This window comes from Caproiciproducens sp., from assembly GCF_053840905.1.
In genome coordinates this window covers 1-19,077 of the sequence record NZ_JBNLXQ010000021.1, presented here as the reverse complement: position 1 = coordinate 19,077, position 19,077 = coordinate 1, and the positions used below count along the sequence as shown (strand labels likewise).

Genomic DNA, 19,077 nt, shown 5'->3' with positions numbered 1-19,077 from the left:
TAATCCTCCCTTCCGTTACGCATTGGCGCTGTCCTTGATTTCGATCTCGCGCAAAATTGTTTTGACACGGGCGATATCCTTTTTGACAGCGGAGATACGCATCGGGTTATCGAGCTGATTAATGGCAAGTTGGAAACGCAGGTTGAAAAGCTCGGCCTTGAGGTCCTTAAGCTTACTTTCCAGTTCTGCCGTCGTTAATTCTCTGACTTCTGAGGCCTTCATTACTGCTCACCACCCGTTTCTTCCTTCTTAACAAACTTGCACTTAATCGGCAGTTTGTTGGATGCCAGACGTAAAGCTTCTTTTGCAGTTTCTTCCGAAACTCCGCCGATTTCAAACATAACTCTGCCCGGTTTTACAACTGCGACCCAGTACTCAGGGGAACCTTTACCGGAACCCATTCGGGTTTCAGCCGGTTTCTGAGTGATCGGCTTGTCTGGGAAAATCTTGATCCACACCTGGCCAAATCTTTTGCAGTAACGCGTCATGGCGACACGGGCCGCTTCGATCTGGTTGGAGGTGATCCACGCCGGCTCTAAGGCCTGAAGGCCGAAATCGCCGTAAGTTACCTGATTCCCGCGGTAGCACTTTCCGGTCATACGGCCGCGATGTACCTTGCGGTATTTTACACGCTTAGGCAACAGCATTATTTACTGCCTCCTTCCTTACGAGGCTTGCGGTTGTCCACAAGGACTTCGCCTCTGTAAATCCAGACCTTTACGCCAATGCGGCCGTAGGTTGTGGCGGCCTCGGCAAAACCGTAGTCGATGTCGGCACGGATGGTCTGAAGGGGAATGGTACCGTCGTGATACTGTTCGCGTCTTGCGATTTCAGCACCGCCCAGACGGCCGGACACCTGGGTTTTGATACCCTTGGCGCCGAGCTTCATGGCGCGGCCGATGCACTGCTTCATCGCGCGGCGGAAAGAAATTCTCTTTTCGAGCTGCTGCGCAATGTTCTCAGCGACGAGCTGCGCGTTCAGGTCGGGGGACTTTACCTCTACAATATTGATCGTAACGGGTTTCTTGAGGATGCTCTCGCACTGCAGGCGGAGCTTCTCAATTTCCGCGCCGCCCCTGCCGATTACCATGCCCGGCTTGGCGCAGTGAATGTGAACGCGAACCTTGGAGGCGTCACGCTCAATTTCGATTTTCGGAATCCCGGCCGGATAAAGCTGCTTTTTCAGCACCTTACGCAGATTGTGGTCTTCGACGAGGGTATCGCCGAAAACGCTGTCCTTCGCGAACCAGCGGGAATCCCAGTCTTTAATAATGCCCACGCGAAACCCGTGGGGATTGATTTTCTGGCCCATAGTTTACCTCCTCTTCCGCCTTATTCTTTTTCCTTGAGCACGAGGGTAACGTGCGAAGATCTTTTTTCAATTCTGAACGCGCGACCCTGCGCTCTGGGGCGAATGCGCTTGAGGATCGGGCCCGGACATACGAAGCATTCCGCAACGTAAAGTCTGGAAACATCCATATTGTGGTTATTCTCAGCATTAGCCATGGCCGACTTCAATAATTTCTGAAGATATTCCGTAGCGGCCTTTGGTGTATTCTTGAGGATAGCCATTGCAACGTCAGCCGGCTTGTTGCGAATGAGATCAAGCACGATCTGAACCTTGCGGGGTGAAATACGGGCATACTTTAAATAGGCCCTTGCTTCCATGCTATACACTCCTTTCGGCCGTTATCTTGTCGGCGATGATGTTTTGGAACCGGAATGTCCCTTGAAGGTTCTGGTTGGGGCAAACTCGCCGAGCTTGTGGCCGACCATATCTTCCGTTACATAGACCGGAACATGCTTGCGGCCATCGTGGACCGCGATTGTATGACCAACGAAATCAGGGAAAATAATGGAAGCCCTGCTCCATGTTTTGATGATTTTCTTTTCGCCGGCCGCGTTCATTTCTTGAATCCTTTTAAGCAGCACAGGCTGAACATAAGGACCCTTTTTTATGCTTCTGCCCATAGATGATAAGCTCCTTTCTGTACGCCTTATTTGCCGTTTCTGCGCTTGACGATAAATTTATCGGAGCGGTTGTGGTGAGCGCGGGTCTTGTAGCCGAGAGCCGGTTTGCCCCACGGGGTAACAGGTCCCGGACGGCCCACGGGGGATTTGCCTTCGCCGCCGCCGTGCGGATGGTCGTTCGGGTTCATAACGGAACCGCGGACCGCCGGTCTCCAGCCCATGTGGCGTTTGCGTCCGGCCTTGCCGAGCTTCACGTTCTCATGGTCGATGTTGCTGACCTGGCCGACGGTGGCCATGCAGGTAACCGGCACGTTGCGAAGTTCGCCGGAAGGCAGTCTCAGAAGAGCCATTCCGTTTTCCTTCGCCATCAGCTGAGCCATGTTGCCGGCGGCGCGCGCCAGCTGGGCGCCCTTGCCCGGGTAAAGCTCAACGTTGTGGATAAAGGTGCCGATCGGGATATTTTCAAGCGGAAGCGCGTTGCCGGGCTTGATATCCGCCGCGGCGCCGGATACAACAACGTCGCCGACCTTTAAGCCGTTCGGGGCGATGATGTATCTTTTTTCGCCGTCCTCATACTGCACGAGGGCAATAAAGGCGGAACGGTTCGGGTCGTACTCAATGGTGAGAACGCTGCCCGGCGCGTCGAACTTCTGACGCTTAAAGTCGATGATACGATACTTTTTACGGTTTCCGCCACCGCGGTGACGGACTGTAATTCTACCGTAGCTGTTGCGTCCGGATTTGTTGCTGATGGAAGTCAGCAGGCTTTTTTCCGGAGCGATCTTGCTCAGACCGGAATAGTCCGTAACGGACATATTGCGTCTGGAAGCAGTGGTAGGTTTAAAGTTAATAATAGGCATTCGGTTTCACACTCCTCATGATGGCTTTGCGGGGAATGCCCTTTCCCCATCCTTGCCTCTGCGTTTTTCGGGCAGAGTTTACATCATGCCTTCAAAAAATTCGATGGTTTTGCTGTCGGCGGTAAGGGTGACGTAGGCCTTCTTCCAGGAGGGAGTGTAGCCTTCGTTTCTTCCCTGGCGGCGGAACTGGCCCCTTACGTGCAGGGTGTTTACCTTGCTGACCTTCACGCCGAAGAGGGTTTCAACCGCTCTTGCAATATCGATTTTTGTGGCATCCTTGGCAACTTCAAAGGCATATTTTTTCATGCCGATGCCGGCCATGCTTTTTTCGGTGATAATGGGGCGGATAATAATGTCCTGTGCTGCCATTATGCGTACACCTCCTCGATCTGGGCTACGGCATCCTTCAGCACGATAAATTTGTCGGCGTTCAGGATGTCATAGACATTCAGGGTGTTGGCCATTGCCGTTTTCACGCCCGGGATATTCTTAGCCGAAGCGATCACCTTTTCGTTCACTTCCGGAAGAACGATGAGCGCCTTTTTGCCGGAGCCGATCGCCTTGAGCATTGCCGCGATGGTCTTTGTCTTATACTCGTCCAGTGAAATCCCGTCAAGCACGACCAGCTCGTTGTCGATCACCTTGCTTGAAAGAGCCGACTTCATGGCGAGACGTCTTACCTTTTTGTTTAAGGAATAGCTGTAGTCGCGCGGCTTCGGAGCAAACGCGATACCGCCGTGAGTCCACTGCGGTGAACGTGTGGAGCCCTGTCTTGCGTGACCGGTGCCCTTCTGTCTCCACGGCTTTCTGCCGCCGCCCGAAACTTCGGCGCGGGTCAGCGCCGACTGTGTGCCCTGGCGCCGGTTCGCAAGGTGGTTGACCACCATGTCGTGCAGAACCTTCGCGTTGGGTTCAATTCCGAATATGGCTTCGGAAAGGTCGATCTTCTCTACCTCTTTGCCGGCCATATCAAGTACTGCTACTGTAGGCATTCCAAATTCCTCCTTCCCTTACGCCTTAACGCTGTCATGGATTACTACGATTCCGCCGTTCGGTCCGGGAACTGCGCCCTTGATAGCAATCAGATTGTTTTCCGCATCCACTTTGGCAACGGTCAGATTCTGAACCGTTACTTTCTCGGCGCCCAGGTGGCCGGCCATCTTAAGGCCGGGGTACACCCTCGACGGGTCCGAGCAGGAACCGTTGGAACCGCCATGGCGGGCAACAGGGCCGGAACCATGGGTTTCCTTGAGTCTCTGGAAATTCCAGCGCTTGATAACGCCGGCGTATCCCTTCCCTTTGCTCGTGCCGGTGACGTCTACCCTGTCGCCCGCCGCGAACGCGTCCGCCTTGACAAGATCGCCCACGTTGTAAGCTTCCGTGTTTTCCACGCGGAACTCCCTGAGGGTTTTCTTGGGAGCGATGTCCGCCTTTGCAAAGTGGCCCTTCAAGGGCTTCGTGACCTTGTTCGGCTTCAAATCGCCGTAGCCCATCTGGACTGCTGCGTAGCCGTCGTTTTCAACCGTCTTTTTCTGTGAGATCACACAGGGGCCGGCCTGAACAACCGTTACGGGGATGACATTTCCCTTTTCGTCGAAAATCTGCGTCATGCCGATTTTCTTGCCAATGATACCTTTTTGCATTATTTTACCTCCTATGCAGGTTATTGGTTGGCGTTTGCCAACTTGACCTCGGCCGCTGGTCGGTTAAAATCAGAGTTTGATCTCTATTTCAACACCGGCGGGGAGCTCCAGACCCATCAAAGCCTCTACGGTTTTGTTGGATGGTCTGAGAATGTCGATAAGTCTCTTGTGCGTTCTCATCTCGAATTGCTCGCGGCTGTCCTTGTACTTGTGAACAGCGCGCAGGATCGTGATGATCTGCTTTTCCGTCGGGAGCGGGACGGGTCCGGAAACCCTTGCGCCCGTGCGCTTCGCTGTCTGTACAATCTTTTCAGCCGACTGATCAACCAACTGATGATCGTAACCCTTAATTCTTATCCTGATTTTCTCCTTGACTGCCACTGTGAATCGCCTCCTTATTGTAGTTGGCGGGCGGCGTTTTTTAAATCCTAACACTGTGCCGGGTGTTCCCTCTTAACACATTGAAAAACCGGATTCACTTTTACAAGTTAAATCCGGGTATAGGCATAAAAAACGTCTGAGCATAATAAGAGCATAGACGCGGAAATCCGCATACGAATCCTCTTATCGCACGCTCAAAGTATCTGTCGCCCGGTTTAAAATCGGACATACTCCACGGAAAAACCGGCCTGTTTCAGCCGCAACCTCCCGCTTCATCGCATATCTGTCGCAGTCGTGCTTGATTATAATACCATAAAAGAGCTTGTTATGCAATACTTATTTTCTCTTTATTGCAAGAAATTTATACACGATATTTGGTGATGTTGCCAAAAAAATTTTCAGCAATCAGCAGAAGAGGAATTTTCTATCAAAAGCGCTCCCTATTTCTGCTTTCCGCGCCTGCGGAGCAGATAAAAAGCAGCGGCCGCAAGGATTACACCCGCAGCCAGTAAAATCCAAAGCCCGGCGTTAAAGGAGTGGGAAACCCAAATGGAAGTCGGGCCGTCCGCGCCGCCGATGACGCCGGCCGACACGCCGTCCTCTCCGCCTTTAAGCAAATTGATTCCGGTGTAAAGCAATGCCCCCACACAGATGCCGAACAGCGCCGCAAGAACCCGTTTCATCAAAACGCCCCTCCGTTTCCATTTTCGTTCATGCCAACCATTATAGATGCATTTTCCGAAAAAAGCAAACAGAGGGGCCAAGATTCAATTTTAGGCGAAACGGACAAGGTCCTTCCTTTTCAAACGAGGCAACGAGGCTTAGATAAAGTTCTTCCAGATCTCGTTACTGGTAGCGTAGGGCTTCACCTGCGCATAGGTCAGGCTGAGCTTGACCAGGCGCTTTTCCGGTTTTGTAATCTGGAAAGCAAAGCCGACGTCGTATTTCGTGAAATAAATCGCGCCGGAATCCAGGGCGGACTTGATTACGCCGGCCGTCACGGACGGGGCAATATCGGAGCTCAGCTGCTGCTTCGCGGCGGTTTCCAGCAGCTTGCAAAGCGCGTCGTTTTTCGTGATCAGGTCTTTCATTTCCAGCGCGGCGCCGGTTTTCAGGTTAATGTTCATTGCCCGGAGCGTATGGACGTTCTCTCCTTTGGAGGAAAGCTTCACGTATTCGTTGAAGCCAAGGCTGAGGAAGCCGGTCCCTTCATAGGTGACGTCGCTGTTTACCTTGACCGTGGTTTTGTCTTTTTTCGCGCCCGTCCCCAAAGAATTGATCGTCTTCAGCGCGGAGGTTTTGATTGCCGTATTCACCTTATCCGCGTTGCTGATTTTTCCGGAAAGCACCGGGTAGGTTGCGGAATAGGACATGTTGCCGTTCTTGTAGCTGTATTTTTCATCCTTCACCGTATAGGTCCCGTTGTTCAATCCGGAAACCGCCTTGTTATTTTCTACCCTCGGAGCCTGACTCGGTACGGTCGGCTTGCTGGAAGCTGCCGAAGAGGCCGAACCCGCGGAAGTCACGCCGCTTTGTCCCGCGTCTGAAGCGGTCTGGCTGGAAGCGCCGGACACATCGTTCTGGGTTGGAGCAGCCTGCCCTTTACAGGCTGACATGGAAAGTACCATGACAAGTGCGCAGATCAGAGCCCATAATTTTTTCATGGATGATTCACTCCTTTTAAGTATTTCTGTTTCTTCTTAATATCGGCAAACCGATGCGTGTCTCCGTATGCCGCAACGTATCCGGCAAAGCCCGGATACATACGAAATTTTCTAAAACATCTGCCAACGTTTCCTAATGCTACCATATCCGGCCGAAAAAATCAAATGACAAACCCGTTATGAAAATGACAATAATCCGCTTGTTTGTTACCTTTTGGAGAATATATTATACAGTATTTTCCACTTGAAACAAATTCATTCAGTGAAATGAAATAAATATATGAAAATAAGGAAGCGGAAGGCAAATGTCTTCCGCTTCGCAGTGGATATACAGGAATCCGGCGGGTTTCAGGATACCTCGTTCCAGTAAATATACCGGATGAGGCTGTTCTGATATTTTTCGAGATCCGGAACCAGCACCGCCGTATTCGATTGCTGTATGGTAACCTGCTGCGCTGTATACAGATCCTCCGAAGGCCGGAAACAGCCGACCGGAAAGCTCCGGCATGCGTAAGCGTCCGTCCCCAGCTTCAGCGCGGTTTCCGTATTCAGGCTGGTTTTGACAAAGGGCAGCAGTTTTTCCGTAAGCGAGGCCAGAGAGTGCGCATCCACTGATTCCAGCCTGCCAATGATCCCCGCCGCCGCCGCCTGCATCCGCTGCAGCCTCGACTCCTCTCCGCCGATCTGGCGGATACGGGAATAGTACAGCGCCTGCCTGCCGGAAAGGGTCCGGTCCCCCGCGCTGATATCCCGTGCGGCGGGCTCGCCGGAATACCGGTTGACAAGGTCGGCCTCCTGTGCGGTCACGGTCACGGGAATCCCGCCCAGAGAATCGACGGCCTTGACAAAGCCGTTGTAGTCGATCACCGCGTAATCATCCACATCGATCTTGAAATTCCGCTCGACCGTCTTTACGCTCAGTTCGGCGCCGCCAAGCTGATAAGCGGCATTCAGTTTGTTTTTCCCGTTCCCCGGGATTTCCACGTACAGGTCGCGCGGGAAAGGCGTCAGAATCCACCGCTCGCTGCCTTTCCGGCGGTCGATGGAGAGAAGCATGATGCAGTCGCTGCGCCCGGCGCCGGTGCCGCCCGCGTCATCCACGCCCAGCACCAAAAGGTTGCGCACCTCGTCCTGATGATAAAGGCCGTTCACCAAAACCGGCTGCGCGTAGGAGGAGGAAAGGGATGCATTCGGCGCGGACTCCCCGTTCCGGACGGTGCCGACGGGTTTTAACAGCTTCGGCACAAACGTGATCCCCAATATCAAAACGGCCAGACAGGCTGCGCAGGCGGCAAGCGCCGGAAATCCGGACCGTTGTCTGTTCTGCGACGGCTTTCCGCCCATCACTTTATTCTTTAACTCTTCCCTTGCATGAATCCGGTTGACCGCATCGATAAAATCCTCTGTTTTCATGATATCAGCTCCTCTCTCATCTGCAGCTTCAGTTTCTCCCGGCCCCGGTAAAGCGCCACCTTGACGGCATTTTCCTTCATCCCCAGAATGCCGGACATTTCCCTGATCTTATAGCCCTCAATATAATGAAGATACAAAACCGTTTTGTAGTTCGGCGGCAGCTCCATCAGCTGTTCCAGCACCTCGGTCTGTTCCGTGGTTTCGGCGTACTCGCCGATTTCCTCCAGCGATACGGTCTTCCTGAAAAAGAAGCGCCTTCTTTTGTCCCGGCTGCCGTTTGTGGCCACCCGGATCAGCCACGCCTTCTCATGCTCCTCGCTGTGAAATTCAGGGCGCTTCTGCAAGTACTTCGCAAAGGTGTCCTGTACGACGTCCTCCGCGTCTTCCCGGTTGCAGAGAATGACCATGCAGAGCTTGAACAGCATATTCCCGTATAAATCATATTTCTCAGACAGATCGTCCGGGCGCGTTGCCTGTTTCCCCATGGATTCATCTCCTTTCACGAACAACACGTTTATCGGGTCCAAAAGGTTACAGCATAAAAAATAATCATCATCACGGAGCCTATCAAAAACAGCCGCGGAACGTTCCGCGGCTGTGAGAGTGTCGAAAACCTGTCAGGCTGTTATTCCGTTATCAGTATGCCTTGCCCCAGTAGACCATCGATTTCGCGGGCCTGCCGCAGCAGACGCAGGTGTCGGACAGATGCTCCTGCTCGAACGGCATGCAGCGGGAAGAAACGCCCGCGGCTTCCTTGAGCTTTTCCTCGCAGGCCGGGTCGCCGCACCACATGGCTTTGATAAAGCCCGGCTGATTGTCGGCAATGTCTCTGAGCTCCTTTAGATTCCGGGCGGTATACGTCATGCTCTCGCGGCGGGCAAGCGCGTTTTCGTAAATTCCTTTGCGCACTTCCTCCAGCTGTTCCGCAATCGCGGCCTCCAGATTGTCCAGCGGCACGAAAATCTTCTCGCGGTCGCTGCGGCGGACCAGCACGCACTGATTCTTTTCAATATCTTTGGGCCCGATCTCCAGACGGAGCGGAACACCCTTCATTTCATACTGCGCGAACTTCCAGCCGGGGGTATTGTCCGAATCGTCCACGCGCACGCGGAAGCTCTTCTTGAGCCGCTCACGCAGCTCGTGTGCCTTTTCCAGCACGCCGGGCTTATGCTGTGCGACGGGCAGGATAATCACCTGGATGGGCGCGACGGCGGGCGGGAGCACAAGTCCGTTGTTGTCGCCGTGCGTCATGATGATGCCGCCGATGATGCGGGTGCTCATCCCCCAGGAGGTCTGGAACGGATGGCAGATGGAATTGTCCCTGCCCTGGAAGGTAATGTTGAACGCTTTTGCAAAGCCGTCCCCGAAATAATGGCTGGTGCCGGACTGAAGCGCCTTGCCGTCGTGCATCATCGCCTCGATGGTATAGGTGGCCACGGCGCCGGCGAATTTCTCCTTGTCGGTCTTGCGGCCCTTGATCACCGGAATGGCAAGATCGTTTTCACAGAAGTCGGCGTAAACCCGGAGCATCTGCTCCGTCTCCGCCTCGGCCTCCTGTGCGGTCTCGTGCATGGTGTGGCCCTCCTGCCAGTGAAACTCCACGGAACGCAGGAACGGACGCGTGGTTTTTTCCCAGCGCACGACGGAGCACCACTGGTTGTAAAGCTTCGGCAGGTCGCGCCAGGAATGGATCACCCTGGCGTAATGGTCGCAGAACAGGGTTTCGGAGGTCGGGCGCACGCACATTCTCTCCTGCAGCTTTTCGCTGCCGCCCATCGTGACCCAGGCGACCTCGGGGGCAAAGCCCTCCACATGCTCCTTTTCCTTATTCAGCAGGCTCTCCGGAATAAACATCGGCATGGAAACATTCTCATGGCCGAGCTCCTTGAACCTTGTGTCGAGAATATGCTGAATATTTTCCCAGATGGCCCAGCCGTACGGCTGAATGACCATGCATCCGCGCACGCTGGTGTAGTCCATCAGCTCCGCTTTTTTGACGATATCGGTATACCATCTGGCGAAATCCTCCTCCATGGGAGTGATCGCGTCTACCATCTTCTTCTGTTCCGCCATTGAAATCTCCTCAATTCTGTTAGATTATACGGGATAAAGCAAACCCCCCGGCTCTTTGCAACGCCAAGGGGTTCATCGATCGTCTTACTTTGAATCTTTATTCGTACCGCTGGTTTTACTGAGGATGACAATCACGGCATAAATCAAAATCATTACGATGAAAATACCGAGCATGCCCTTCCCCATCAGTTCAAACGATTTTCCGATGTCGGCGCCGCTTACGTCGCCCATAAGACTCTTAAATAAAACCGCCATTGCGTTTAACTGCATCATGTTATATCATCCCCCAAATTCTTGCAAGATTCAGGATAATGCCTCCCGCAACAACCGACCCGACCTGGCCGGCCACGTTCGCGCCGACCGCGTGCATCAGGATGTGGTTCTGGTTGTCCTCTTTCAGAGCCATCTTCTGGATGACCCTGGCGGACATCGGAAACGCGGAAATCCCCGCGCCGCCGACCATCGGATTGATCTTTTTATCCTTCGGCAGGAACAGGTTCACGATTTTTGCAAAGACCACGCCGCCGATGGTGTCGAACACAAAAGCGAAAAGGCCCAGCGCCATAATGATCAGGGTGCCGAGGGTAAGGAACTGCTCCGCCCGCATCTGATAGGCGATGGTGATTCCCAGGAAAATGGTTATCAGGTTCGCAAGCGGTCCCTGCGCGGTCTGGGAAAGCGCTTCCAGCTTACCGCATTCCCGGATGAGGTTGCCGAACATCAGAAAGCCGACCAGCGCGACGGAATCCGGCGCAACCAGCCCCGCGATCAGCGTAACGATGATCGGGAACAGGATTTTCGTGGTTTTGGAAACCGCCTTCGGATTATAGGGCATACGGATCATCCGCTCATGCTTCGTCGTCACAAGGCGGATCGCCGCGGGCTGGATAATCGGCACCAGCGCCATATAGGAGTAAGCCGCCACCGCAATCGCGCCGATATAATTGCTGTGGAGTACCTGTGAAACCAGAATGGAGGTTGGGCCGTCCGCCGCGCCGATCACTCCGGCGGCCATCGCGTCCTTCAGCGGGAAACCGAGCAGAACCGCCAGCACGACGGTAAGGAAGATACCGAACTGGGCCGCGCCGCCGAACAGCAGCATGCGCGGGTTGGAAAGCAGCGGGCCGAAATCAATCATCGCGCCGATTCCCACGAACAATAAAAGAGGGAACGCTTCGGAAGCGACGATTCCCTTTTCAAACAGCCACTTCACAATGCCGGACTCCCCCACTACGCCGGGAAGCGGCAGATTGACAAGAATTGCCCCGAATCCCATCGGTAAGAGCAGTGCCGGTTCGAAATCCTTTTCAATGGCAAGCCAGATCAGCAGCGCGCCGATCGCCCACATGACCAGCAGCTTGGGGTTCTGGGCCATGTACTGAATGCCGTTCGTTAAAAAGCTGAATTCACTCAACGACTTTAACTCTCCTTCTGTTAAAAAATGCGAAACTTAAAATTATTATATCTGATACGCGGTGCTATTTCAAGTAAAAGCACAATAAAATCACATAAAAACAGAAGAAAATTAAAAAACCGCCATGCATCACGCACGGCGGTTTTGGGAAGACATGTCACTCAGACATTATCTTCAATGTACTTTACCAGTTCCCCAACGGTTTTGATGTTGTCAATCTCTTCATCGGGAACTTCGATTTCAAACTCGTCCTCGATGGACATCAACAGGTCGACTACATCCAAGGAATCGGCGCCCAGATCGTCAGCAATGCTTGTTTCTGGAGTGATAGAGTCCTCCTCAACGTCAAACTGTTCGCTGAGAATCGCCTTTACCTTCTCAAAAACCATGTCGTATCCTCCTTAAAAATCTTGATTACAAATTTTGAAACATCGGCACGCGGAAAACGTTATTGTTTATTGTGGACAAAAATATCCCTCGTGTGTTACAATTGCCACAGAAAAAACCACATAAATCGCTCCGGACACTGATCGTATAACCACATATTATTAGCAAACCATGACTTTGTCAATATTTTTTTAACCTTTTTTTCAGAAAGCAAGAGGAAAGAAAATGGTCGAGAATCATTTCGCCGTGATTGGGCATCCAATTGCGCACACCATGTCCCCGTTTATTCATGAAAGACTTTTCGCTCTGAGCGGAAGAACCGGCCGCTACGGCGTCCTGGACATCGCGCCGGAGGAACTGTCCGGCCGGATGGAGCTGCTCCGTACCCTGAGCGGCTTCAACATCACCATTCCCCATAAGCAGTCGATTATTCCGCTGCTGGACGGGCTGAATGAAAAATCGGAATTTTTCCATTCGGTCAACACCGTAAAAAATACGGACGGGCGTCTGACCGGGTTCACCACGGACGGCGCGGGCTTTTGCAAGGCGCTGAAAGCCGGCGGCGCAAGCCTGAGCGGACGCACGGTGGTGCTCGGCGCGGGCGGCGCGGGCAGGGTGCTGGCGTTTGAGGCGGCCCTTGCCGGCGGCAGCGTGACCGTGGCCGTGCGCCCGCACGGGCTGGCGGCGGCGGAAAAGCTCTGCGCGGATATCCGCGCAAAAGCGGCGGGCGCCCGGGCGGATTTCTGCCTGCTGGAAAACATCGGCGGAAAAATCGATTTGCTGGCCAACGCCACGCCGGTCGGCATGTTCCCCCGCACCGGGGAATGCCCGGTTCCGGAGGAAACCGTCCGGAAAGCCGCCTGTGTTTTCGACGCGGTATACAACCCAAACGAAACGCTCCTGATCAGGACCGCGCGCAAAAACGGCGTGCGGGCCGTCGGCGGGATGAGCATGCTGGTCTGGCAGGCGGCCGCCGCGCACGAGATCTGGTACGGGGCAAGCTTTGCCGACGGCGATATTCAGGCGCTCTGCGCCGACGCCGCGGCGGAAATGAAAAGGAAATTCGGCAATATCGTTTTATGCGGCTATATGGGCAGCGGAAAGACCTGCGTGGGGAACCGCCTTGCCCGGATCACGGGCCGTACCTTTGTGGATATGGACCGTTATATCGAGCGGAAGGAGGGCATGACGGTTGCGGAAATTTTCTCCTCGCGGGGCGAAGCCGCCTTCCGCGCGATGGAACGGGCGGCGGCAAGAGAGCTGTCTCTGAGAAGCGGCCTGATCATCGCCACGGGCGGCGGGGCGCTGATGGACCCCGAAAACACGGCCGCCCTGAAAGGAAACGGCGTGATCGTACTGCTAAACGCTTCGCTGGGAGCCATCCGCAAGCGCCTTTCCGGCGACTCCACGCGCCCGCTGCTCAGCGGGCCCGGCCGGGAGGAAGCCATGCGCCGCCTTTACAGCGAGCGGACGGACAGGTACCGCGCGGCGGCGGATTTCGTGGTGGACGCGGACGGCGGAGTGGAAACGGTTGCGGAAAAAATCAGGGAGGCAGTAAAAATCCCGCCCATTCCAAACGAATAGGCGGGCCCTGTCATTGTTCCTGAAGCGCCGCGTCGGAGTAGGTGCGGCAAGCGTCCTTCCCGCTGTTTTTCGCGGCGTACATGGCCGCGTCGGCCTTCGCGAACAGCTCGTTGTAGTCTTTTCCGTCCTCCGGGTAAAACGCGACCCCTATGCTGCCGGAAACCCGGAACTCCGCGTCGTCCTGGGGATGGGCGTTGCGGAAGATGGCCTGCAGCACATCGGCTTTCCGCCTGACGTCCTTGCGGGAAATATCCGTCAGGAACACAACAAACTCGTCCCCGCCGATCCTGCCGATAATGTCGTCCCCGCGGAATTTTTTCTTGATTTTGGAGGCGATGTCGACAATCACCTCGTCCCCCACCAGGTGGCCCAGATTGTCGTTTACATTCTTAAAATTATCGATATCGATGGTGAACAAAGCGTGGCGGCTCCCCGGGGAGCTTCGGCCGATCGCCTTGTCGATCAGCGCGTTGGTGGTCATCCGGTTGTAAAGGCCGGTCAGCTGGTCGTGCTCCGCCTTCTCCTTTAAGTTGATCGTTTCCCGTTTCTGCCTGTCGATGTCGGAAATAAAGGCGATCATCCGGAACGGTTCCTTCTGCTCGTCCCGGATCACCGTGCTGCGCACCCGGTACCACCGGTAATTGCCGTTGACGTCCTTGAACCGGTACTCGGGGCTTTTGGGATTCGTCCCCTTTAAAAAACCGTAGATGTCGTTGAGGATGCGCGATTTGTCGTCGTCAAAAATAATATCCGAATGGAACAGCTGGTCCAGAAGGCCGTCCGCGTTCATTTCCATGCCGAACTTTTCTTTGAACGGGGGCGAGCAGTAAAGCTCCTGCGTCCTGAAGTTATAGTCGCAGATCGGGTCGGCCGCCTGCTCCATGATGATGCGGTAGCGTTCCTCGCTGGCAGCAAGGTCCCGCCTGGCTTTTTTGATGATTTCAAGCTGTTCCCTTTCCCGCTTGATGGAATGCATTCTCTTGGTAATATCCTCCAACACGCCGCAAAAATACTCGGAACCATCCTCCGCCGTCATAAGGCGCAGACAGCAGATGGTCCAGATAGAGCCCCCGTCCTTCCGGACCAGCTTCAGTTCCAGCTCGGCAAGGCCGCGTCTTTTCAGGCTTTCGGCAAGTCTGCCCCAGTTGATCCGCTGGTCACTGCTCAGCAGCCGGTTCGGCGCCGGCCCGTTCAGCGCGGTGATTTCCCCTTCGCTGTACCCGAACATCCTGTAAAAGGAATCGCTTGCATAGGTAATCGTCAGGACACCATCGTTCTTACAGCAGAAAACACCGCCGCCGAGGTAATTGACTATGTTTTCTATACCGAGTGTACTCATTGCCGGTTGGGGCATCGGCGTCACTTCTTTCCGTAAAGACACTTGCTGATTCACAGGTTGATATATTTACTGATTATAGCAAATCAGTATGGAACAATCAAGAAATTTCGGATGGATTTTCACGTCCTTTTTTCTTTGCGCCCAAATCCCGCAATTTCACCTTGACATCGGCGGCATTCTGTATTATGATACAGGACAAGGTGAACACAAGGGAGTTATGGAATGAATTTGTCCGCATACACAACACGATTTACAGGTTTCGGTTATCCCCGCTATTTTATGGCGTGGGATTTTTGTGCGTGCAGCAAAGTCAACTGTAAGCTTTTGTGTAAAAGGATATAGCCGTATTTTATTGACTGATAACGGGCTGATATTTTTAACGGAGCTGACAGCGGCTCCGTTATTTTTTTACTCATTTTACCGGCCCGCACCAAAGGAGGAACAAAACATGATTATCGTATTAAAACCCGAATGTACCCCGCAGCAGCTTTCAGAATTCACGGATTCGCTCACCGGGGAATACAGCGTGAAGGTCAACACCTGGGTGGGGACGCAGAGCACCGTGCTCGGGCTGATCGGCGACACTTCGGCCATCGACATCGACTTCATTGCCGCGCAGGATTTTGTGGAAAGCGTAAAACGGGTGCAGGAGCCGTATAAAAAAGCGAACCGCAAGTTTCATCCGGACAACACGGTGATTACCCTGCCGACCGGCCAGACCATCGGCGACGGCGGGCTCGCGCTGATTGCCGGGCCGTGCTCGGTGGAGAGCGAGGAGCAGATCTGCGGCGTGGCCGAACGGGTCAAAAAGGCGGGCGCGCAGTTTTTGCGCGGCGGCGCCTTCAAGCCCAGGACCTCCCCCTACGCCTTCCAGGGGCTGCGGGCCGAGGGGCTGGAGCTTCTCAGGGAAGCGAAAAAGAAAACCGGCCTGCCGATCGTTACGGAGCTTATGAGCATCGGCCAGATCGACCTGTTCCTGAAGGAAAATGTGGACATCATCCAGGTCGGCGCGAGAAACATGCAGAATTTCGAGCTGCTGAAGGAGCTCGGAAAAATCAGAAGGCCCATCCTGCTCAAGCGCGGGCTTTCCAGCACGATCGAGGAGCTTCTGATGAGCGCCGAATACATTATGGCCGGCGGCAACGACAACGTGATCCTGTGCGAGCGCGGAATCCGGACCTACGAGACCTATACGCGCAACACCCTCGACATTTCCGCCATTCCGATCCTGAAAAAGCTTTCCCATCTGCCGGTGGTGGTCGACCCGAGCCACGCCTCGGGCATTGCCTGGCTGGTGGAGCCGCTGGCGCTCGCCGCGGTCGCGGCCGGGGCGGACGGACTGATCATCGAGGTTCACAACAACCCCGCCAAGGCCCTGTCCGACGGCGCGCAGTCCCTGACGCCCGACCAGTTTGACAAAGTGGCGGCGCATGTGAAGTCCGCCGCGAAAGCTTTTGGAAGGAAAGTGGATTCCCCCGCCGATCTTTGTTATAATAAAATTTAAAAATACCGCGTACGGAGGGAAGCCTGTATGAACAAGAAAATCGTGATCGTCGGCCTGGGCCTGATCGGCGGTTCGCTCGCGAAAGCCTTTCAGAAATACAGCGAATGCACCGTCGCCGGAATCGACCGGGACCCCGGGGTCCTGAAAGCCGCGCTGGGCTGCGGCGCGATCGACAGGATCGGGGACGACGGGGATATCCGAAACGCCGACCTGCTCTACCTTTGCCTGTACCCGCAGGCCGATATCGACTTTATCGCTTCGCACGCCCATCTGATTCCGGAGTCGTGCCTCGTCACCGACACCTGCGGCATCAAGTCGGAAATCTGCAGGCACCTCCCGCTTCTGGCGGAAAAGCACGGCTTCCCCTTCGTGGGGGGGCACCCCATGGCGGGCAGGGAACAGAGCGGCTTTGCGGCAAGCGACGCCGACCTTTTTCTGGACGCCAGCTATCTGATCGTTCCGTGCGGCGCGCCGCAGTCCGCTGTTGACATGCTCAAGGCAGTCGCCGTGGAGCTCCATTTCGGCGGCACGGTGGTCACCACGCCGGAGCACCACGACCAGATGATTGCGTTTACCAGCCAGCTTCCCCACGTGCTTGCCTGTGCCTATGTCATGAGCCCGCGGTGCCCGGAGCACAACGGCTTTTCCGCCGGAAGCTACCGGGATGTTTCCCGTGTCGCGAATATCAACGAGCAGCTTTGGGCGGAGCTTTTCATCGACAACCGGAAGGCGCTTTCCGCGGAACTGGATACGCTCATTACGAATATCACCGATATCAAAGAGGCGGTCGCAAAAGGCGACGCCGAGACCCTGCGCGCGCTTCTGCGCAGGGGCAGACTGATCAAGGAAAGGCTTGGTGAATAATGGAACTGACGGTTCACACGTCCGGCGCCTGCCGGATCATCATTGAGCGCGGCTGTATGGACGCGGCGGGCGGGCGCGCCGGGGAGCTTTTCAAGCCCGGCGCCAAAGCGGTCGTCATCGGCGACAGCAACGTGCTCCCGCTGTACGGAAAGCGCGTGCTGGATTCTCTGAAAGCCGCGGGCTTTTCCGCTTCCCCGTTCTCTTTTCCGGCGGGCGAGGAAAGCAAGCGCCTTTCCTCCATTGAAGCCATGTACGCCGAGTGCGCGGCGCGCGGCCTTACCCGCAGCGACTTTATCGTCGCCCTCGGCGGCGGGGTAACAGGCGATATGGCGGGGTTCGCCGCGGCGACCTTTCTGCGCGGAATCCCGTTCATCCAGATACCGACCACCCTGTTGGCGCAGATCGATTCCTCCGTCGGCGGGAAAACCGGCGTGGACCTGCCGCAGGGCAAAAACCTGGTCGGAGCGTTCCACCAGCCCGGGCTGGTGCTGATCGACCCGGACACGCTCTCCACGCTTCTCCCGCGGTACTTTTCCGACGGAATGGCGGAGGCGGTCAAATACGGCTGCATCAAAAGCCGGGCCCTGTTCGATATGATCGTCCGGGAAGAGATTTCCCAGAAGATAGAGGAACTGATTTTCCGCTGTGTGGACATTAAGCGCGAGGTGGTCGAGCGGGACGAATTCGACACTGGCGAGCGCATGCTCCTGAACTTCGGCCACACCTTCGGCCACGCACTGGAAAAGCTGTACGGTTTCAAGAAGCTTTCCCACGGGGAAGCCGTCGGAATCGGCATGGTAATGATGGCGAAATGCGGCGAAAACGCGGGGATTACAAAGGCCGGAACGACCAATGAAATCATCGCCGCCCTAAAAAAATACAACCTGCCGGTAAAGGACGAAATGCCCGTAAACCGGATTTTGGAAGCTACCGCGCTGGACAAGAAGAGCAGCGGCGGCATGATCAGCCTGATCATGCTCAGGGAAATCGGCGAAAGCTTTGTGGACCGGGTTTCCCGCGGCCGCCTTGCCGAGCTGACCGGGGCGCTGTGATGGCAAAGGTAACGGTCTCCCCCTCCGTCCTGAACGGAAGCATCCTCGTGCCCCCCTCCAAAAGCGCGGCGCACCGCGCGGCGATCTGCTCCGCGCTGGCGGGCGGCGCCCCTCTTTTCGACGGGGAAGCGATCAGCAACGACATTACGGCGACCTGCCGCGCTATGCGGGCGATCTGCGGCGACGGGGACCCCGTGCGGATCGACTGCGGGGAATCCGGGTCCACCCTGCGCTTTCTGATTCCCGTCGCAGCGGCGCTGGGGCTGAACGCGGAATTTACCGGCAGCGGGCGCCTGCCGGAGCGGCCCATCGGCGTATACCTGGACTGCCTGCCGCAGCACGGCGTTTCGTGCGGGACGCAGGGCGGGCTTCCGCTTTCCGTCAGCGGGCGGATGACCCCGGGCCGGTTTGTGCTGCCGGGAAACGTCAGCTCCCAGTTCATTACGGGCCTTCTGCTCGCGCTTCCGCTTCTGGACGGCGACAGCGAGCTGACGCTCTCCTCCCCGCTGGAAAGCGCGGGATATGTGGATATGACGGTCGAAATCATGCGGGAATTCGGCGTAACGGCGGAGCCCGCCGAAAACGGCTGGAACATTGCGGGACGCCAGAAATACCGCCCGTGCGCGTACCGGGTGGAGCGGGACTGGTCGCAGGCGGCGTTCTTTCTCGCCGCGGGCGCTTTGGGCGGCGACCTCCGTCTGGAGGGCCTGAACCGGGATTCCTGTCAAGGAGACCGCGCGGCGGAGCGGCTTTTCCGGGAATTCGGCGCAAAGGCGGAGTGGCACGGTTCCGTTTTGTCCGTCTCGCCAAACGAGCTGAAAGGCATGGAAATCGACGCGTCCCAGATTCCCGACCTTGTGCCGATTCTGGCGGCGACCGCCGCGCTCTGCCGCGGACGCACGCGGATTTACAACGCGCAGCGGCTGAG

The 19,077-nt window shown here is 55.6% G+C and carries 24 protein-coding genes; 5 read left to right on the top strand and 19 right to left on the bottom strand.

All coding sequences use genetic code 11. The annotated features are described in order from the left end of the window. Positions 1 to 15: 15 nt before the first annotated feature. The 18 genes from rpmC to acpP all read right to left on the bottom strand — a co-directional run bounded on the left by rpmC (position 16) and on the right by acpP (position 11,808). Positions 16 to 222, bottom strand: a complete 207-nt coding sequence (gene rpmC, locus ACQGQ5_RS15070) for a 50S ribosomal protein L29 (protein WP_038325927.1) — start codon at positions 220 to 222, stop codon at positions 16 to 18. Further along, entirely contained in the window at positions 222 to 647 is a 426-nt protein-coding gene (gene rplP, locus ACQGQ5_RS15065; protein WP_455737304.1) for a 50S ribosomal protein L16, read from the bottom strand. The genes rpmC and rplP overlap by 1 nt, the downstream gene beginning before the upstream one ends. Continuing rightward, positions 647 to 1,312, bottom strand: coding sequence for a 30S ribosomal protein S3 (gene rpsC, locus ACQGQ5_RS15060; RefSeq protein ID WP_275713377.1), 666 nt, complete (start codon positions 1,310 to 1,312; stop codon positions 647 to 649). Before rpsC ends, rplP begins: the two co-directional genes overlap by 1 nt. A 20-nt stretch (positions 1,313 to 1,332) precedes the next feature. Next, the gene (rplV, locus tag ACQGQ5_RS15055) at positions 1,333 to 1,668 is read right to left on the bottom strand and encodes a 50S ribosomal protein L22 (RefSeq protein WP_275713375.1); all 336 of its coding nucleotides are present in this window, start codon (positions 1,666 to 1,668) and stop codon (positions 1,333 to 1,335) included. Between the two features lie 21 nt (positions 1,669 to 1,689). Continuing rightward, positions 1,690 to 1,971, bottom strand: coding sequence for a 30S ribosomal protein S19 (gene rpsS / locus ACQGQ5_RS15050; protein ID WP_038325933.1), 282 nt, complete (start codon positions 1,969 to 1,971; stop codon positions 1,690 to 1,692). 26 nt (positions 1,972 to 1,997) lie between these two features. Next, positions 1,998 to 2,831: a 50S ribosomal protein L2 gene (gene rplB / locus ACQGQ5_RS15045; RefSeq protein ID WP_455737303.1), complete on the bottom strand. Its 834-nt coding sequence runs from the start codon at positions 2,829 to 2,831 to the stop codon at positions 1,998 to 2,000. A gap of 78 nt (positions 2,832 to 2,909) precedes the next feature. Then, positions 2,910 to 3,200, bottom strand: coding sequence for a 50S ribosomal protein L23 (rplW, locus tag ACQGQ5_RS15040; protein WP_455737302.1), 291 nt, complete (start codon positions 3,198 to 3,200; stop codon positions 2,910 to 2,912). Continuing rightward, positions 3,200 to 3,823 carry a 50S ribosomal protein L4 gene (gene rplD / locus ACQGQ5_RS15035; protein WP_455737301.1) on the bottom strand — a complete coding sequence of 208 codons (624 nt, stop codon included), beginning with the start codon at positions 3,821 to 3,823 and terminating at the stop codon, positions 3,200 to 3,202. Before rplD ends, rplW begins: the two co-directional genes overlap by 1 nt. Before the next feature lie 18 nt (positions 3,824 to 3,841). Beyond that, on the bottom strand, positions 3,842 to 4,474 hold the full coding sequence (gene rplC / locus ACQGQ5_RS15030; RefSeq protein WP_455737300.1) for a 50S ribosomal protein L3: 633 nt from the start codon (positions 4,472 to 4,474) through the stop codon (positions 3,842 to 3,844). Between the two features lie 69 nt (positions 4,475 to 4,543). Beyond that, on the bottom strand, positions 4,544 to 4,855 hold the full coding sequence (rpsJ, locus tag ACQGQ5_RS15025; protein WP_038325938.1) for a 30S ribosomal protein S10: 312 nt from the start codon (positions 4,853 to 4,855) through the stop codon (positions 4,544 to 4,546). Positions 4,856 to 5,295: 440 nt separating this feature from the next. After that, positions 5,296 to 5,538, bottom strand: coding sequence for a hypothetical protein (locus ACQGQ5_RS15020; RefSeq protein WP_455737299.1), 243 nt, complete (start codon positions 5,536 to 5,538; stop codon positions 5,296 to 5,298). Between the two features lie 138 nt (positions 5,539 to 5,676). Further along, entirely contained in the window at positions 5,677 to 6,519 is an 843-nt protein-coding gene (locus ACQGQ5_RS15015) for a hypothetical protein (RefSeq protein ID WP_455737298.1), read from the bottom strand. 348 nt (positions 6,520 to 6,867) lie between these two features. Further along, positions 6,868 to 7,932: an LCP family protein gene (locus tag ACQGQ5_RS15010; RefSeq protein WP_455737297.1), complete on the bottom strand. Its 1,065-nt coding sequence runs from the start codon at positions 7,930 to 7,932 to the stop codon at positions 6,868 to 6,870. Next, the gene (locus ACQGQ5_RS15005; RefSeq protein WP_455737296.1) at positions 7,929 to 8,417 is read right to left on the bottom strand and encodes an RNA polymerase sigma factor; all 489 of its coding nucleotides are present in this window, start codon (positions 8,415 to 8,417) and stop codon (positions 7,929 to 7,931) included. The genes ACQGQ5_RS15010 and ACQGQ5_RS15005 overlap by 4 nt, the downstream gene beginning before the upstream one ends. 151 nt (positions 8,418 to 8,568) lie before the next feature. Next, entirely contained in the window at positions 8,569 to 10,005 is a 1,437-nt protein-coding gene (gene proS, locus ACQGQ5_RS15000) for a proline--tRNA ligase (RefSeq protein WP_455737295.1), read from the bottom strand. A gap of 84 nt (positions 10,006 to 10,089) precedes the next feature. Next, complete coding sequence (locus tag ACQGQ5_RS14995; RefSeq protein ID WP_444658672.1) at positions 10,090 to 10,278, bottom strand: OadG-related small transporter subunit; 189 nt, start codon at positions 10,276 to 10,278, stop codon at positions 10,090 to 10,092. A 1-nt stretch (position 10,279) separates the two neighbouring features. After that, positions 10,280 to 11,380: a sodium ion-translocating decarboxylase subunit beta gene (locus ACQGQ5_RS14990; protein WP_455737314.1), complete on the bottom strand. Its 1,101-nt coding sequence runs from the start codon at positions 11,378 to 11,380 to the stop codon at positions 10,280 to 10,282. A gap of 200 nt (positions 11,381 to 11,580) precedes the next feature. Next, positions 11,581 to 11,808, bottom strand: coding sequence for an acyl carrier protein (acpP, locus tag ACQGQ5_RS14985; RefSeq protein ID WP_038325944.1), 228 nt, complete (start codon positions 11,806 to 11,808; stop codon positions 11,581 to 11,583). Between the two features lie 223 nt (positions 11,809 to 12,031). On the opposite strand from acpP, the gene ACQGQ5_RS14980 reads away from it, so the two are divergent. Next, on the top strand, positions 12,032 to 13,390 hold the full coding sequence (locus tag ACQGQ5_RS14980; protein ID WP_455737294.1) for a shikimate kinase: 1,359 nt from the start codon (positions 12,032 to 12,034) through the stop codon (positions 13,388 to 13,390). Between the two features lie 10 nt (positions 13,391 to 13,400). On the opposite strand, the gene ACQGQ5_RS14975 is transcribed toward ACQGQ5_RS14980, so the two are convergent. Next, entirely contained in the window at positions 13,401 to 14,744 is a 1,344-nt protein-coding gene (locus ACQGQ5_RS14975; RefSeq protein WP_455737293.1) for a sensor domain-containing diguanylate cyclase, read from the bottom strand. 433 nt (positions 14,745 to 15,177) lie between these two features. Between ACQGQ5_RS14975 and aroF the strand changes: the two genes are divergently transcribed. The 4 genes from aroF to ACQGQ5_RS14955 form a co-directional block, all read left to right on the top strand. Then, on the top strand, positions 15,178 to 16,233 hold the full coding sequence (aroF, locus tag ACQGQ5_RS14970; protein WP_455737292.1) for a 3-deoxy-7-phosphoheptulonate synthase: 1,056 nt from the start codon (positions 15,178 to 15,180) through the stop codon (positions 16,231 to 16,233). Between the two features lie 27 nt (positions 16,234 to 16,260). Continuing rightward, complete coding sequence (locus tag ACQGQ5_RS14965; RefSeq protein WP_455737291.1) at positions 16,261 to 17,097, top strand: prephenate dehydrogenase; 837 nt, start codon at positions 16,261 to 16,263, stop codon at positions 17,095 to 17,097. Beyond that, positions 17,097 to 18,149 carry a 3-dehydroquinate synthase gene (aroB, locus tag ACQGQ5_RS14960; protein WP_455737290.1) on the top strand — a complete coding sequence of 351 codons (1,053 nt, stop codon included), beginning with the start codon at positions 17,097 to 17,099 and terminating at the stop codon, positions 18,147 to 18,149. Before ACQGQ5_RS14965 ends, aroB begins: the two co-directional genes overlap by 1 nt. Further along, a partial coding sequence (locus ACQGQ5_RS14955; RefSeq protein ID WP_455737289.1) for a 3-phosphoshikimate 1-carboxyvinyltransferase occupies positions 18,149 to 19,077 on the top strand: 929 nt, incomplete at its 3' end. The genes aroB and ACQGQ5_RS14955, both read left to right, overlap by 1 nt.

Excerpts from the sequence above, each read along its gene's own strand:
- aroF (WP_455737292.1), top strand. The coding sequence starts at position 15,178 with ATGATTATCGTATTAAAACCCGAATGTACCCCGCAGCAGCTTTCAGAA.
- rplV (WP_275713375.1), bottom strand. The coding sequence starts at position 1,668 with ATGGAAGCAAGGGCCTATTTAAAGTATGCCCGTATTTCACCCCGCAAG.
- rplC (WP_455737300.1), bottom strand. The coding sequence starts at position 4,474 with ATGCAAAAAGGTATCATTGGCAAGAAAATCGGCATGACGCAGATTTTC.
- rplP (WP_455737304.1), bottom strand. The coding sequence starts at position 647 with ATGCTGTTGCCTAAGCGTGTAAAATACCGCAAGGTACATCGCGGCCGT.
- ACQGQ5_RS14990 (WP_455737314.1), bottom strand. The coding sequence starts at position 11,380 with ATGGCCCAGAACCCCAAGCTGCTGGTCATGTGGGCGATCGGCGCGCTG.
- rpmC (WP_038325927.1), bottom strand. The coding sequence starts at position 222 with ATGAAGGCCTCAGAAGTCAGAGAATTAACGACGGCAGAACTGGAAAGT.
- ACQGQ5_RS15005 (WP_455737296.1), bottom strand. The coding sequence starts at position 8,417 with ATGGGGAAACAGGCAACGCGCCCGGACGATCTGTCTGAGAAATATGAT.
- ACQGQ5_RS14975 (WP_455737293.1), bottom strand. The coding sequence starts at position 14,744 with ATGCCCCAACCGGCAATGAGTACACTCGGTATAGAAAACATAGTCAAT.
- acpP (WP_038325944.1), bottom strand. The coding sequence starts at position 11,808 with ATGGTTTTTGAGAAGGTAAAGGCGATTCTCAGCGAACAGTTTGACGTT.
- ACQGQ5_RS15020 (WP_455737299.1), bottom strand. The coding sequence starts at position 5,538 with ATGAAACGGGTTCTTGCGGCGCTGTTCGGCATCTGTGTGGGGGCATTG.
- rpsC (WP_275713377.1), bottom strand. The coding sequence starts at position 1,312 with ATGGGCCAGAAAATCAATCCCCACGGGTTTCGCGTGGGCATTATTAAA.
- rplW (WP_455737302.1), bottom strand. The coding sequence starts at position 3,200 with ATGGCAGCACAGGACATTATTATCCGCCCCATTATCACCGAAAAAAGC.
- rpsS (WP_038325933.1), bottom strand. The coding sequence starts at position 1,971 with ATGGGCAGAAGCATAAAAAAGGGTCCTTATGTTCAGCCTGTGCTGCTT.
- proS (WP_455737295.1), bottom strand. The coding sequence starts at position 10,005 with ATGGCGGAACAGAAGAAGATGGTAGACGCGATCACTCCCATGGAGGAG.
- ACQGQ5_RS14995 (WP_444658672.1), bottom strand. The coding sequence starts at position 10,278 with ATGATGCAGTTAAACGCAATGGCGGTTTTATTTAAGAGTCTTATGGGC.
- ACQGQ5_RS15010 (WP_455737297.1), bottom strand. The coding sequence starts at position 7,932 with ATGAAAACAGAGGATTTTATCGATGCGGTCAACCGGATTCATGCAAGG.
- rplB (WP_455737303.1), bottom strand. The coding sequence starts at position 2,831 with ATGCCTATTATTAACTTTAAACCTACCACTGCTTCCAGACGCAATATG.
- ACQGQ5_RS14980 (WP_455737294.1), top strand. The coding sequence starts at position 12,032 with ATGGTCGAGAATCATTTCGCCGTGATTGGGCATCCAATTGCGCACACC.
- ACQGQ5_RS14965 (WP_455737291.1), top strand. The coding sequence starts at position 16,261 with ATGAACAAGAAAATCGTGATCGTCGGCCTGGGCCTGATCGGCGGTTCG.
- aroB (WP_455737290.1), top strand. The coding sequence starts at position 17,097 with ATGGAACTGACGGTTCACACGTCCGGCGCCTGCCGGATCATCATTGAG.
- rplD (WP_455737301.1), bottom strand. The coding sequence starts at position 3,823 with ATGCCTACAGTAGCAGTACTTGATATGGCCGGCAAAGAGGTAGAGAAG.
- ACQGQ5_RS15015 (WP_455737298.1), bottom strand. The coding sequence starts at position 6,519 with ATGAAAAAATTATGGGCTCTGATCTGCGCACTTGTCATGGTACTTTCC.